At 62.5% G+C, this 14,088-nt stretch carries 15 protein-coding genes; 8 read left to right on the top strand and 7 right to left on the bottom strand.

Annotated elements, in window-relative coordinates; genetic code table 11:
- Entirely contained in the window at positions 1 to 849 is an 849-nt protein-coding gene (locus AC1DQR_RS12350) for a SirB1 family protein (protein ID WP_150985991.1), read from the bottom strand.
- 235 nt (positions 850 to 1,084) lie between these two features.
- Positions 1,085 to 2,638: a murein biosynthesis integral membrane protein MurJ gene (murJ, locus tag AC1DQR_RS12355; protein ID WP_174422924.1), complete on the bottom strand. Its 1,554-nt coding sequence runs from the start codon at positions 2,636 to 2,638 to the stop codon at positions 1,085 to 1,087.
- A gap of 380 nt (positions 2,639 to 3,018) precedes the next feature.
- Between murJ and rpsT the strand changes: the two genes are divergently transcribed.
- The gene (gene rpsT, locus AC1DQR_RS12360) at positions 3,019 to 3,285 is read left to right on the top strand and encodes a 30S ribosomal protein S20 (RefSeq protein WP_006157537.1); all 267 of its coding nucleotides are present in this window, start codon (positions 3,019 to 3,021) and stop codon (positions 3,283 to 3,285) included.
- A gap of 257 nt (positions 3,286 to 3,542) precedes the next feature.
- Here the strand turns inward: rpsT and AC1DQR_RS12365 are convergent, their stop codons facing one another.
- Positions 3,543 to 3,842: a DUF3579 domain-containing protein gene (locus AC1DQR_RS12365; protein ID WP_043349364.1), complete on the bottom strand. Its 300-nt coding sequence runs from the start codon at positions 3,840 to 3,842 to the stop codon at positions 3,543 to 3,545.
- A 396-nt stretch (positions 3,843 to 4,238) separates the two neighbouring features.
- On the opposite strand from AC1DQR_RS12365, the gene argF reads away from it, so the two are divergent.
- The 3 genes from argF (at position 4,239) to ppnP (ending at position 7,010) form a co-directional block, all read left to right on the top strand.
- Entirely contained in the window at positions 4,239 to 5,162 is a 924-nt protein-coding gene (gene argF, locus AC1DQR_RS12370; protein WP_043349360.1) for an ornithine carbamoyltransferase, read from the top strand.
- 189 nt (positions 5,163 to 5,351) lie between these two features.
- Entirely contained in the window at positions 5,352 to 6,581 is a 1,230-nt protein-coding gene (locus AC1DQR_RS12375) for an argininosuccinate synthase (protein ID WP_035867543.1), read from the top strand.
- Between the two features lie 117 nt (positions 6,582 to 6,698).
- On the top strand, positions 6,699 to 7,010 hold the full coding sequence (gene ppnP, locus AC1DQR_RS12380; RefSeq protein ID WP_043349354.1) for a pyrimidine/purine nucleoside phosphorylase: 312 nt from the start codon (positions 6,699 to 6,701) through the stop codon (positions 7,008 to 7,010).
- A gap of 19 nt (positions 7,011 to 7,029) precedes the next feature.
- On the opposite strand, the gene murB is transcribed toward ppnP, so the two are convergent.
- Entirely contained in the window at positions 7,030 to 8,046 is a 1,017-nt protein-coding gene (gene murB / locus AC1DQR_RS12385) for a UDP-N-acetylmuramate dehydrogenase (RefSeq protein WP_416049628.1), read from the bottom strand.
- A 140-nt stretch (positions 8,047 to 8,186) separates the two neighbouring features.
- Here murB and AC1DQR_RS12390 point away from each other — a divergent pair, with 140 nt between their 5' ends.
- A complete protein-coding gene (locus tag AC1DQR_RS12390; protein WP_006157531.1) occupies positions 8,187 to 8,672 on the top strand; it encodes a YajQ family cyclic di-GMP-binding protein in 486 nt (161 codons plus the stop codon).
- A gap of 51 nt (positions 8,673 to 8,723) precedes the next feature.
- Here the strand turns inward: AC1DQR_RS12390 and AC1DQR_RS12395 are convergent, their stop codons facing one another.
- From AC1DQR_RS12395 to AC1DQR_RS12405, 3 genes are all read right to left on the bottom strand, one after another.
- The gene (locus AC1DQR_RS12395; RefSeq protein WP_416049627.1) at positions 8,724 to 9,173 is read right to left on the bottom strand and encodes a DUF192 domain-containing protein; all 450 of its coding nucleotides are present in this window, start codon (positions 9,171 to 9,173) and stop codon (positions 8,724 to 8,726) included.
- Between the two features lie 187 nt (positions 9,174 to 9,360).
- Positions 9,361 to 9,582: a hypothetical protein gene (locus tag AC1DQR_RS12400; protein ID WP_416049626.1), complete on the bottom strand. Its 222-nt coding sequence runs from the start codon at positions 9,580 to 9,582 to the stop codon at positions 9,361 to 9,363.
- Between the two features lie 103 nt (positions 9,583 to 9,685).
- On the bottom strand, positions 9,686 to 10,366 hold the full coding sequence (locus AC1DQR_RS12405; RefSeq protein ID WP_416049625.1) for a pseudouridine synthase: 681 nt from the start codon (positions 10,364 to 10,366) through the stop codon (positions 9,686 to 9,688).
- Positions 10,367 to 10,674: 308 nt separating this feature from the next.
- Here AC1DQR_RS12405 and icd point away from each other — a divergent pair, with 308 nt between their 5' ends.
- The 3 genes from icd to AC1DQR_RS12420 all read left to right on the top strand — a co-directional run bounded on the left by icd (position 10,675) and on the right by AC1DQR_RS12420 (position 13,488).
- Positions 10,675 to 11,925, top strand: a complete 1,251-nt coding sequence (gene icd / locus AC1DQR_RS12410) for an NADP-dependent isocitrate dehydrogenase (protein ID WP_043349336.1) — start codon at positions 10,675 to 10,677, stop codon at positions 11,923 to 11,925.
- A gap of 292 nt (positions 11,926 to 12,217) precedes the next feature.
- Positions 12,218 to 12,787 (top strand): PAAR domain-containing protein, encoded by a 570-nt coding sequence (locus AC1DQR_RS12415; RefSeq protein ID WP_416049624.1) that lies wholly within the window; start codon positions 12,218 to 12,220, stop codon positions 12,785 to 12,787.
- A complete protein-coding gene (locus AC1DQR_RS12420) occupies positions 12,787 to 13,488 on the top strand; it encodes a hypothetical protein (RefSeq protein WP_477133085.1) in 702 nt (233 codons plus the stop codon). Before AC1DQR_RS12415 ends, AC1DQR_RS12420 begins: the two co-directional genes overlap by 1 nt.
- Positions 13,489 to 14,088 lie beyond the last annotated feature (600 nt).

Below are 14,088 nucleotides of genomic sequence, written 5' to 3' on the forward strand. Positions count from 1 at the left end.
TCAGCTTACGCTGCGGCTCATCATGCGCAGCGCCGGCATGCGGTCGCGGATCTGCGTGGTGTCGGCCGCATCCGGGCGCGCCATCACATAGGCTTCCAGGTCGGCCAGAGCCGGGCGGAAGCACTCCAGGTTGGCATACGCCAGCCCGCGGTCGCGGACCTCCTCGATCGAGCCGGGCAGCAGGATCACCAGGCGGTTCTGCACCGCCAGCAAGCGCTGCCAGCGCGACTCCTGCAGATAAATCGACTTGAGATTGCGCAGCATGCGCGCCACGATCTCGCGGTGGCTGGCCACCTGCAGGAACAGCCCCAGCGGCACCTCGTTGGGATCCGCGATGCCCTCGCGCTCCAGGTGCGGATCGAGCATTTCCTGCAACTGTTCCTTTGACAGGGTCTCGCCGGTGAGCGGGTCCACCACCACCTCGCCGGCCGGAATCGACATCCGCACCAGGAAGTGGTTAGGGAAGGACACGCCCTTGAGCGGCAGCCCGATGTGCTGGCCCAGTTCCATATAGAGTACCGCCAGCGAAATCGGGATGCCGCGCCGCTGCTTGAGCACGACGTTCAGGTACGAGTTGTCGGGGTCGTAGTAATCGTTCGCGTTGGCGCCGAAGCCCAGGTCGCGGTAGAAGAAATGATTGAGCAGACGCATGCGCTGGATGGCCGGCGTACCTTCGGCGACGCGGCGTTTCAGGCGTACCGCGAGCATGTCGAGCGCTGCGAGCTCGGCCTGCAGGTCCAGGTCCGGATAGGCATCCTGGGCGATCGAGAGCACGGTCTCTGTCAGCGGGATACCGTTCTCGTCTGCCACGAGACTGGCAAAGTATTCCAGGACTTTCGTGGTTGTCATTGCGGCGTTCCTGAATGCGGCCTGGCGGCTGTTCCAGATGAATGCTGGCGGCGTGGCATGCGTTCCCGAACGGTAGGGTGTTGGTACCGTCCGCGGTCGCGCGCCTGGGCAGAACCGCTTCGTTTCATTCTGACACAACCTCAGTAGCCTTGACCCTGCACCGCGCGCTGCCGCGACCCCTGGCCGGTGCCGTCTGGCACTGGCGAAAAGGGCAGGTCTGGCAGGCGGGGGCTTGTTAGCCGGCTCTCCGCTTGAAAGCGGAGTATCTCAGCCCCATGAGCCACAGTGTACCGAAGTAGACGACTGCCGCAAGTACCAGGCACGAGGCCAGCAGGGCGATACGCAACAATGGCGTGGCACCCAGGGCGACCCAGTCGAAGTTGCGGGCGAACCACAACAGCATGCCCGCCAGCAGCGTTACGGCGGTCAGCAACTGGGCCAGGAACAACCACCAGCCCTTGGCCGGCGAGTAAAAGCCGCGCTTGCGCAGGCCAAGGAACAGCAGCAGCGCGTTGACGGTGGCGCCGAAGCTGATCGACAGCGCCAGGCCCGCATGGCCAAAGCGCGGCACGAAGACGTAGTTGGACAACTGCGTGATCACCAGCACCAGCAGGGCGATCTTGACCGGCGTGCGGATGTCCTGGCGGGCATAGAAGCCCGGCGCCAGGATCTTGATCAGGATCAGTCCCAGCAGGCCGATGCCGTAGGAGACCAGCGCCTGGCGGGTCATTTCCACCGCATGGGCGTCGAACTTGCCATAGTTGAACAGTACCGCCGTGAGCGGCGCGCCGAACACGAACAGCCCCACCGCGCACGGCACGGCCAGCAGGAAGGTCAGGCGCAGGCCCCAATCCAGCAGGCCGGAGTATTCGGCCCGGTTTTCCTCGGCACTGGCTTTCGACAGGCTCGGCAGCAAGATGGTGCCCAGCGCCACGCCCAGCAGTGCGGTCGGGAATTCCATCAGGCGGTCGGCATAGGTCAGGTAAGACACGCTGCCGGCGGCCAGGCGCGAGGCGATATTGGTATTGATGATCAGGCTGATCTGGGCCACCGAGACCGCCAGCAGCGCCGGCGCCATCTGCCGCATGACGCGGCGTACGCCGGGCTCCGCCCAGGCCGCGCGCAGGTTGAAGCGCAGTCGCGGCATCACGCCCAGGCGCCGGAGCGCCGGAATCTGTACCGCCAGTTGCAGGATGCCGCCCACCAGCACGCCCCAGGCCTGCGCGTAGATCGGCTGCGCCATATGGGGGCCGACAAATAGCGCGGCAATGATCAGGCAGATATTGAGCAGCACTGGGGTGAAGGCCGGCATGGCAAAGCGGCGCCAGGTGTTCAGGATGCCGGAGGCCAGCGCCACCAGTGAGATCAACCCAATGTAGGGAAACATCACGCGTGTCATGAAGACCGCGGCGTCATAGGTTTCACCACCATGCTGGCGAAAGCCCGTGGCGACCACCATCATGACCACCGGCGCGCCGATCACGCCAAGCAGCGAGACGCCCATCAGGACCCAGGTCATGACCGTGGCAACGGCATCGATCAGCGCGCGGGTATCGGTTTCGCCACGCTTGCTGTGGTATTCCCCCAGGATTGGCACGAAGGCTTGCGAGAACGCGCCCTCGCCGAAGATCCGGCGCAGCAGATTGGGGATGCGGAACGCCACGTTGAAGGCGTCGGTCATGTCCGAGGCGCCAAAGGCACGCGCGATCAGGATCTCGCGGATGAGGCCTGTGATGCGCGACAGCATCGTCAGGCTGCTGATGGTGGCGAGCGCTTTGAGCAGGTTCAAGATGGTTCGGCGGCAAGGGGTGGCGGCGGCAGCGTGGGTCGGACCGCCGGTGCGAACCGGGTTCAGACGCCGGGCGCGCGCCAAAGTTGCATCGAGGCCACGCGAGGGCGAAGCCGGTGTGGCGCGTATTATACGGTTTGGCCCCGCAGGCGCCCGGATATGCACGTATATCGGCCTTTGCTTCGCCCTGCTCGATATGAGGTGTGGCTCGGCTTGCCAGCCGCTTTTTCTTGTGTGTATAATTGCCGATTCACAAGGCTAGTTGCGTTCCGGATTCGTGTGCCAGTGCATCCCGGGTCGCTTGATGTGCACTTAATTGTGTCCGCGGTTTGCTCCGTCCTCCCGTCGGGCACGCATCTGAATTCAGGAAATCTACTTAAATGGCAAATTCCGCACAAGCTCGCAAGCGCGCGCGCCAGGCCGTCGCCCAGAACGCCCACAACTCCAGCCTGCGTTCGCGTCTGCGTACCGCAGTGAAGGCTGTTCGCAAAGCGATCGAAGCCGGCGACAAGGCTGCTGCTGCCGAGATCTTCAAGAACTCGCAATCGATCATCGACGCTATCGCCGACAAGAAGATCGTGCACAAGAACAAGGCCGCACGCCACAAGTCGCGCCTGTCGTCGGCTATCAAGTCGATGGCTGCCTGATATAGGCAATGGTGCCGGGCGCAAGCCAGGCGCCTTCCGGCTGTTCGCCGGCCATTGCGTTGGCCGCGCCGCTTCGGCGGCGTGTCACGGTTCCGGTCAGGTTGTCAGTCGGCAGGGTGGTTCTCCTTGCGGGGTATCCAGCCGATAAAAAAGCTCGTCATTTGACGAGCTTTTTTTGCTTTGTACTTTGGGCTGGCGCTGGTCCCGATGGTGCGTGCGGCTAGCTGCGGCCATGCCGCAGCTTCTTCAGTGCGAGCTCACTCCAGCGAGCAGGCTTCGACCAGTTGCAGGTTGTTGTCGCGGGCGAAGTTGAGCACGAAGTCGAGCGCTTTGGGCTCGATGTCGCGCAGCCGCGCATCGACCACCACGCTCTTCAATCCGCCGGCTATCACTGGCCGCACGTACGGTGAGTAAGTAATGCGGGGGTCGCCGGTGTCGCCTTCGGGGCGGAATTGCGCCATCACGCCGCACAGTCGTTCAGCCCAGTCGCTTGGGCGGAAGGTCTTGCCTTCCTTGGTGATGCCTTGGATGAAGTATTCGCGAACTGTGGGATTCATGGGACTGCGGGGATAAGACGGGTGACTCGACGGTAAACCCGCCAGACTGACCAAACGGAAGCCCGTTTGACGCGGCCAGGAAACAATTAGTTCGTTTCATTCCGGCCGTGGCGGCGGGGGCGCCGGTGTCGGCGGGGGCACTTTTGATGCCGGCAGCGGGCGGTGGCATGGGTATGCCGGGCCCCGCGTGAATCAGCCGGTATTATATCTTATATAAGACTCGCGCATAAGCCTCTGTGCCGGGCGAGGTGCCGTGCATGCTCGCCAAAGCCACAATAATCCCTTATGATTCTTACAGTTAAATTGCGTAAGCGACGCGAAAGGCGGCTCCGCGGCATGGCCAGGTCATGAACCCTTCATGGCGGCATGCCGCCACCGAGCCGCCTTCTTTGTTTTATGAGCCCAACTTCGATCAAGCATTACCTCCAGTTCAGCGACCTGACTCCCGACGAGTACGAGTACCTGCTGGACCGCGCACGGATTCTGAAGACCAAGTTCAAGAACTACGAGACATGGCATCCGCTGCACGACCGCACGCTGTCCATGATCTTCGAGAAAAACTCGACTCGTACGCGCTTGTCGTTCGAGGCCGGCATCCACCAGCTCGGTGGCCATGCCGTCTTCCTCAACACCCGCGACTCCCAGCTGGGGCGCGGCGAGCCGATCGAGGATGCGGCGCAGGTGATCTCGCGCATGGTCGACATCATCATGATCCGCACCTTCGGCCAGGAAATCATCGAGCGTTTCGCCGCGCATTCGCGCGTGCCGGTGATCAACGGGCTGACCAACGAATACCATCCCTGCCAGGTGCTGGCCGATGTCTTCACGTACATCGAGCAGCGTGGCAGCATCCGAGGCAAGACCGTCGCATGGATCGGTGACGCCAACAATATGGCCTACACCTGGATCCAGGCGGCAGAGCGCCTTGGCTTCACGTTCCATTTCTCCGCGCCCCCCGGCTATCAGCTCGATCCGGCCATGGTGCCGGCAACGGCTGCTCATCTGGTCAAGGTGTTCGACGATCCGCTGACCGCCTGCCAGGGTGCCGACCTGGTCACCACAGACGTGTGGACCAGCATGGGCTACGAGGCCGAGAACGACGCCCGCAAGCGCGCCTTCCAGAACTGGATGGTGACTACCGCCATGATGGATCGCGCTGGCGACGATGCCCTGTTCATGCACTGCCTGCCTGCCCACCGCGGCGAGGAAGTCGAGGCCGCCGTGATCGACGGTCCCAAGAGCGTGGTCTGGGAAGAGGCAGAGAATCGCCTGCATGTGCAGAAGGCGCTGATGGAATACCTGCTCTGCGGGCGTTACTGACTGCTGGCGGGGCTGCGCCACGATTGGCGCACATGTGGTGCGCCAATCCGGTGCCCGCATGCTCGCCCGGCTCGCCAAGTGCCGCCCAAGCCGGGGCGGACGTGTCAAAATAGCGGTTTTTCCGCATCCCTTTTTCTCGCGTGACTGGCTTTGTGGCCGGCCGCGCTTACTTTTCGCATCGAGTCGAACATGAGCGATATCAAGAAAGTCGTGCTCGCCTACTCCGGCGGGCTGGACACTTCGGTGATCCTGAAGTGGCTGCAAGACACCTATCAGTGCGAGGTGGTCACCTTTACCGCCGACATCGGCCAGGGCGAGGAACTCGAACCTGCACGCCAGAAGGCGCTCAAGTTCGGCATCAAGCCGGAAAACATCTTCATCGACGACCTGCGCGAAGAGTTCGTGCGCGATTTCGTCTTCCCGATGTTCCGCGCCAACGCCGTCTATGAAGGCGAGTACCTGCTCGGCACCTCGATCGCGCGTCCGCTGATCGCCAAGCGCCAGATCGAGATCCTGCGCAGCACTGGCGCCGACGCCGTGTCGCACGGCGCTACCGGCAAGGGCAACGACCAGGTTCGCTTCGAGCTGGGCTACTACGGCCTCGAGCCGGGCGTGAAGGTCATTGCCCCGTGGCGCGAGTGGGACCTGTTGTCGCGCGAGAAGCTGCTGGCCTACGCTGAAAAGGCCGGCATCGAAATCGACATGAAGCACAAGAAGGGCGGCGCCCCGTACTCGATGGACGCCAACCTGCTGCATATCTCCTTCGAAGGCCGCCACCTGGAAGACCCCAAGGCCGAGGCTGAGGAAGACATGTGGCGCTGGACCGTGTCGCCGGAGAACGCACCGGACGCGGCCGAGTACCTGGATGTCGAGTTCGAGGGCGGCGACATCGTTGGCCTGAACGGCAAGCGCATGACCCCGGCTGAAGTGCTGACCGAGCTGAACCGCCTGGGCGGCAAGCACGGCATCGGCCGCCTTGACCTGGTGGAAAACCGCTACGTCGGCATGAAGAGCCGTGGCTGCTACGAAACCCCCGGCGGCACCATTATCCTGAAGGCCCACCGCGCTATCGAGTCGATCACGCTCGACCGCGAAGTGGCTCACCTGAAGGACGACCTGATGCCGCGCTACGCCAGCCTGATCTACAACGGCTACTGGTGGAGCCCGGAGCGCCGCGCGCTGCAAGTGCTGATCGACCACACCCAGGCCAAGGTCAATGGCTGGGTCCGCGTCAAGCTATACAAGGGCAATGTGATCGTGGTCGCCCGCGACTCCAAGGACACGCTGTTCGACAAGACCATCGCGACCTTCGACGATGACGGCGGCGCCTACAACCAGGCCGATGCCGGCGGCTTCATCAAGCTGAACGCGCTGCGCATGCGCATCGCCGAAAACGCTCGCCGCCAGCGCGGCGAGTAAGCCAGACCGCAGGCATGCAACAGAAGAGGGGCCGTCATGGCCCCTTTTTTGCGCCGCCTTGCCCTCCGGTATTCCCGATTCAGTCATCCAGAACCAAGAGCATCAAGGAGAAATAGCGTGAGCCAGTTCGACAACGTATCCGTCGTCAAGAAAGCCAACCTGTACTTCGACGGCAAGTGCGTGAGCCACACCGTGCTGTTCCCGGACGGCACCCGCAAGACGCTGGGCGTGATCTTCCCCGCCGCGCTGACCTTCAACACCGGCGCCCCGGAGATCATGGAAATCAATGGCGGCGTGTGCCGCGTCAAGCTGGCTGGCGAAGACCAGTGGCAAACCTATGGCGCTGGCCAGCAGTTCAATGTGCCCGGCGATAGCAGCTTTGATATCGAAGTGACCGAAACGCTGGACTACGTCTGCCACTTCGGTTGAGCACGGCAGCCCGGACGGTTTAAAGCACCACCGGCTCGGGTTCGATTCGCACGCCGAAGCGGGCTTGTACCGCATCGGCGATGCGGTGCGCCAGCGCCAGCAGCGCCTGCCCGGTGCCGCCGCCGTGGTGCACCAGCACCAGCGCCTGCTTGTCATAGACGCCCACCGGGCCGTCGCTGACCCCCTTGAATCCACACTGGTCGATCAGCCAGCCGGCTGCCAGCTTGTAGCTGCCGTCAGGCTGCGCATGGCTGACCAGGTTGGGATACCGGACCAGCAGCGCGTCGCGCTGTTCGGCGCCCACCACCGGGTTCTTGAAGAAGCTGCCGGCATTGCCGACCTGGGCCGGATCGGGTAGCTTGCGCGAGCGGATCGCGATCACCGCATCGCGGATGCGGTCTGCAGCGGGCTGCGCCGCAGGATCTTGCGCCAGCTCGCGCGCCAGTTCCGCATAGCCCAGCACTGGCTGCCACGGCAGCGGCAGGCGCAGGGTGACGGCAGTGATGATGTAGCGGTCCCGCCCCTCACGCTTGAACAGGCTGTCCCGGTAAGCGAACTGGCACTGCTCCAGCGTCAGGTGGACGAATTCGCCGCTATGGCGGTCGAACGCGCGCAGGCTATCGAAGCGCTCGCGCAGCTCCACGCCGTAGGCGCCGATGTTCTGGATCGGCGCCGCGCCTGCAGTGCCGGGGATCAGGGCCAGGTTTTCCAGGCCCGGAAGGCCGTCGGCGATCGTGCGGCAGACCAGCGCATGCCAGTTCTCGCCGGCACCTGCCGTCACCAGGTGGGCGGCAACCGCGGAGGCCACCGCGTAGCCGGGAATCTCCATCAGCAGCACCAGCGCGTCAAGGTCCTGCGTAAGGACCACATTGCTGCCGCCGCCGAGCACCACCAGGGGCAGGCCGTGCGCGCGGGGATCGGCCAGTGCGGCCAGCAGGTCGGCTTCGCTGCGCACGTGCGCAGCAAAGCGCGCGCGCACGTCGAATCCGAATGTATTGTGGCGGCGCAGGGGATAAAATTCGAGGAAATCTGCCATGCAAGGGAAAGGTGAAGCGGCCCGCCGGGGTCGACGGCACCGGACTGCAGGGTAGGCTGGATTATACGTAAGCGCCGCCGCCAGCCGGCGCGCGCCCGGTACAGGCAATAAGCAACACGCAGCAAGACAAGGAGAATGCAATGCCGTCGTTTGACGTAGTGTGCGAAGCGAACATGATCGAGGTGAAGAACTCGGTCGAGCAGGCCAACAAGGAAATCACGAACCGCTTTGACTTCAAGGGTTCGGATTCGCGGGTCGAGCACAAGGAGAACGAGCTCACCGCGTTCGCCGATGACGATTTCAAGCTCGGCCAGGTCAAGGACGTGCTGATCAGCAAGATGGCCAAGCGCAATGTCGACGTGCGCTTCCTCGACTACGGCAAGACCGAGCGCATCGGCGGCGACAAGGTCAAGCAGGTCATCACCATCAAGAAGGGCGTCACCGGCGACCTGTCGAAGAAGATCGTCAAGATGATCAAGGACAGCAAGATCAAGGTGCAGGCCAGCATCCAGGGTGACGCGGTGCGTGTCACGGGGACCAAGCGCGACGATCTCCAGAGCGTGATCGCGCTGCTGCGCAAGGACGTCCCCGAAGCGCCGCTGGACTTCAACAACTTCCGCGACTGATCCTGTCGCCGGCAGGCGTGGCAGCCATGCTGCCACGCGCCTGCTTTTTCTTTAGCGCGCCTGCGGCAGGCCGCCGATCTTCGCGCCGGCCTTCAGGCCCTTCTGCGCAAACCAGCCCTTGTTCATCTCCAGCGCGTAGCGCACGGCCGCGCGCGGGCAATGGTTGTCCTCGGTCTGGGGTGCCATGTCTTCGATATTGACGATGGACCCGTCATCGGCCAGGAAGGCAATCGACAGGGGCAGGTCGGTATTCTTCATCCAGAAGCAGTGTCCGGCTTTCTCTTCGAACACGAACAGCATGCCCTCGTTGGCGGGCATGGTCTTGCGGTACATCAGGCCGAGCTCGCGGGCTTCCGGCGTGGCGGCGATTTCCGCCTTGATCGCGTACATGCCAGCGGTGAGTTGCCTGACCGGCAGGCTGGCCGGGGACTGGGCACAGGCGGCGGCCACGGCGGCGAGGGCGCAGCCACTGACGAGCAGATTCTTGAGCAAAGGGCGCATGAGTTGGAGCGGCGAATGACGGGTTCGGGACAGCCGCCAGCATAGCGCAGCTACCGCGCGAGCGGCACGGACAAATATTCCGCGCCGTTGCAGCGGGCCCGACTGTCGCGGGCAAGAAAAAAGGCAGGCGCCTTGCGGGCAACCTGCCTTGCTTGCCGGGCGCAAAGCCCGGCCTGCCTGCAAACTCTTACTTCGTTGCAGCAGCGTCAGCCTTGGCAACCGGAGCAGCCTTGGTCTTGCTGTGAGCGTGCTTCTTGGACTTCTTGGTGCTCTTCGTCGCGGGCTTTGCAGCCGGTGCTTCGGCGGCAGGCGCTGCAGCAGCCGGGGCTGCCGGTGCGGGTGCGGCGGCTTGGGCGAAAACGCCGGTGGCGAACAGGCCGGCAACCAGAGCAGCGATCAGTTTGTTCATGCTTAACTACCTCGAAGGTAAATCGATTCGGAAGAGTTGACTCGTATGCGACGTGTCAGTGTCAAAAACGAAACGAGGCAGTGAGCCGTTGACCCGCGACTTGTTAATATTTGTAACTTTTTGCGCGAGGGCGTGCGTGGCGCCACTCCGCCGGGCTGGTTGCCGCCCCCGATCCGCCCCCGCGCACGATCGCGCGGGGACGTGGCGCGGTTACGGCTACGGCTTCCAGGCCGAGCGCGCTCGGGTCGATCTCGCACCATTGCCCTGGCGCGAGTCCGAGCGTACGCAGGTCGAGCATGCCAATTTGCACGCGCACCAGGCGCAAGGTCGGAAATCCTACTGCCGCGGTCATGCGGCGCACCTGGCGGTTCTTGCCCTCGCGGATCTCAAGTTCCAGCCATTGGGTCGGGATGGCGGCGCGAAATCGCACCGGCGGATGGCGTGGCCACAGAAAGTCTGGCTCGTCGATGCAGCGCGCTCGCGCCGGCAGCGTGCGGAAGTCTCCGAGGTCGACGCCATTGCGCAGGTGCGCCAGGGCAGCTTCGCCGGGCACGTTTTCGACCTGGGCCAGATACGTCTTGGGCAGTTTGTGGTGCGGATCGGCGATGCGCGCCTGCAGGATGCCATCATCGGTCAGCAGCAGCAGGCCTTCGCTGTCGGCATCGAGCCTTCCCGCCGGATACACGCCGGGCCGCTGCACGCAGTCGGCGAGAGTCGGGCGCGACGGGTGCGCGGAGAACTGGCTCATGGTGCCGAAGGGTTTGTTCAGTGCGATCAGCGTCATCGAGAGTATTGGAGTCTGGCGCGCGGGTGGGCGCATGAATGGCGTCAGTATGCCGTAGCCCTTGCCGGGCGGCGCGGGGCCGGCCAGGATGGCGGATCATGAAATTTTGCTGCATAATACGAAACGGTCTTATGTCTTATATAAGACTTGTATGCGTGTGACGCATAGCCGGGCAGTCCGCGTGTGGTGCGCAGCGGCATCGCCTGCGTGCCAAACGCCGTTAAAATGCCCGCGCGCCACCCAAATCTCGCCGTCTGGTCACGAATCCGGCGGCTCGTTGCAACCCCCCGTTCCGTACTGGAGACGTCATGTATCAACACATCAAGGTTCCGGCCGGCGAAAAGATCACGGTCAACCAGGATTTTTCGCTGAATGTTCCGGACAATCCGATCATTCCATTCATCGAAGGCGACGGTACGGGCCTGGATATCACCCCGGTGATGATCAAGGTGGTCGATGCAGCCGTGGCCAAGGCCTACGGTGGCAAGCGCAAGATCTCCTGGATGGAGATCTACGCCGGCGAGAAGTCGACCAAGGTGTATGGCCCTGACGTGTGGCTGCCTGAAGAAACCCTGGAAGTCCTCAAAGACTACGTGGTGTCCATCAAGGGCCCGCTGACCACGCCGGTTGGCGGCGGCATCCGCTCGCTCAACGTGGCGCTGCGCCAGCAGCTGGACCTGTACGTCTGCCTGCGCCCGGTGGCGTACTTCAAGGGCGTGCCCTCGCCGGTGCGCGAGCCGCAAAAGATCGACATGGTGATCTTCCGCGAGAACTCGGAAGACATCTACGCCGGGATCGAATGGGAAGCGGAAAGCGACCAGGCCAAGAAACTGATCGCCTTCCTGCAGAACGAAATGGGCGTGAAGAAGATCCGTTTCCCGGATACCTCGGGCATTGGCGTCAAGCCGGTCTCCAAGCAAGGCACCAAGCGCCTGGTGCGCAAGGCCATCCAGTACGCGATCGACAATGACAAGCCGTCGGTGACCATCGTGCACAAGGGCAACATCATGAAGTTCACCGAAGGTGGCTTCCGTGACTGGGCCTACGAGCTGGCACAGCAGGAATTCGGCGCCGAGCTGATCGACGGCGGCCCGTGGTGCAAGTTCAAGAACCCGAAGACCGGCCGCGAAATCGTCATCAAGGACGCCATCGCCGACGCCTTCCTGCAGCAGATCCTGCTGCGCCCGGCCGAATATTCGGTGATCGCCACGCTGAACCTGAACGGCGACTACATTTCCGACGCGCTGGCTGCCCAGGTTGGCGGCATCGGCATTGCCCCGGGCGCCAACCTGTCGGATTCCGTGGCCATGTTCGAAGCCACCCACGGCACCGCACCAAAGTACGCCGGCAAGGACTATGTGAACCCGGGTTCCGAAATCCTCTCCGCGGAAATGATGCTGCGCCACATGGGCTGGACCGAAGCCGCCGACCTGATCATCTCCTCGATGGAGAAGTCCATCCTGTCGAAGAAGGTCACCTATGACTTCGCCCGCTTGCTCGAAGGCGCGACACAGGTGTCGTGCTCGGGCTTTGGGCAGGTGATGATCGACAACATGTAATCGTAGTTCGGGCCGTCTCAGCCTGAACCGAAACCCCGGCGACTCAACGGTCGCCGGGGTTTTTTTCATCCCGTCGTACCAGGAGGTACTACCCGGCAAGGGTGCTGCCAGGTCGACATAGAAAAGACCGAATAGGACACATAAGGAAGATGCTCTCCGCACTTGCAGAAATGTCCGATTGATTTTAGTGCTGTATCGCGCATAAATAGGGGCGCCAAACGCCTATCAATCAGTCCATAGGAGAACGTATGCACAACGGGAAGCAGTTGACCGCAACTTGGGAGGCCAAACCATGATGCGCAGAGTTGCGTGTGTGGGCGACAGGCTTTCACCAGATGGCGTCATCCTCCCGTATGACGGGCCAGTTTTCACTATTGGTGACGGTGCCGGCCACCAGGTAGCGCTTATCGGTGGGCAAGCCTACTGCGAAGCCTGCAAGAGCACCGGCATCATTGCAAAGGCCGGCGGACCGAGCCGTATTAGCTTCATGGGCGAGACAGCGGCCGATGGCGATATCGTGCTCTGCAAGTGCCCGACACATCCGAGCATTATCGCCACTCTCGCCGGCGAGACTTGGTGCGACGACGAAGCCGAGAGTGCTGGAATGGCGAGCGTGCAGGAAGCTATCGCAGGCACATCGGATTTCACGGCGGCACCCTTCTTCGCCTCTAATCCCCGTTACGACCAACAGGTGCAACTCCTGGACGAAGAATCCGGCCAGCCCCTGGCACGTCGGCGCTACCGCCTCACAGGCGATGGCGGATCGATTGAGGCGCGAACGGACGACAGCGGTATGACCGAGCGCATTTCGAGCGATACCGCAGCGACCATGACGCTGGAGATTTTTGGGGAGGACGCCTGATGCAACCAATCAAGACGATACAAATTCCATTGACTCCGATTGAGAAGCGCGCGCCCGTGAAGGTCTATCTGCTGCGGCCTCGCGGGACTCTGTATTGGGGTGGGGCCGGACTTGATGGAGGCTACGTGCGGCCGCAACTCGATGCATTCAGGAAGGCCGGGGTTACCCACTGTTTTGCAGGCTTTACAAACTCGGCGACTGCCGATCTTCCCAAGGGCACGGCCTATGCATTTGCGGGCACGTTGCTCGATGCCATTCGGTCCGGTCTGGCCATCCGCTCACGCGATGACGGGGAATGGACAATCACAAGCGGCATGGCGGCAGAGGCTCCCCAATTCAATCTGATAGGTTACAGCTATGGGTCACTGCTAGCGGCTCAGACGGCATGGTCATATGCTCGTGCCGGGCACGTGATTGATTATCTCGTATTGGTGGGGTCACCTATCGAGGCAGGGTTTCTCGCCGATCTGCGTAGCCACAAGGGTATTCGCAAGACCACTGTAATCAATCTGACTGAACATGGAGATCCGATTTACGCCGGGATGCCATGGGCAGAGCTTGCTGTGGCGGCACCGCTGCTCGGCAAACAAATGATTGCAGACAAAGGGGAAGGGCATTTCTACTATGCGCATGTGATGCCAGACAGCCCGCGGCGTTGGACCGCCCTAGCGCAGCGAGTCGCTGACGAGGGGCTCCGATGAAACGGGCCAGTGGCAGGCTTGCACGCGCCGTGGACTGCATCAGTATCGGCCTAGCGCTCCTGGGCGTGGCCTTTGGCGCCTACACAGTAGCTACGCCGATAACAACCATCGACCAGGTGACGACCGGCCCTCTGGTGGCGGTTGCCGGCGCTGCACTTGCTCTGGCTTGTCTCCTGGCTCTGATTGGCCTGGTGCTTGTGTTGCTAGCGCTTGTTCTACGTGCTCCTGGGCGGTGGCGCATCATTGCCTCTTATTGCGCAGGGGTGGTGTTCTTCGTCGGCACCTTCCTACTCGCGGATTCCTGGGCGGCCCGTCACCTACCCCCACGGCAGACTAGCGCTGCCGCCATAGTCGGCAATCTCGATGTAAGTGCTTAGCCATCTTAATGTACGGAAATGGCACAAAATTGTGCAAAAAACCACCAAAGAGCTACAAAAACAACCGGAAATCGATGAGGAATCGAAGTGGCAGGCTAAAAGGCGCGATCAGTGAGCAAACAAAAAGCCCGGCATTGACCTGGCCGGGCTTTTTGTCGGATGCGTTACGCGCTGCTGTTCAACCTGCGTGCTTTGGGGCGGGGCAGGCCGATCCCGTTCCGGG

The organism is Cupriavidus sp. 05L411 (genome assembly GCF_056398045.1).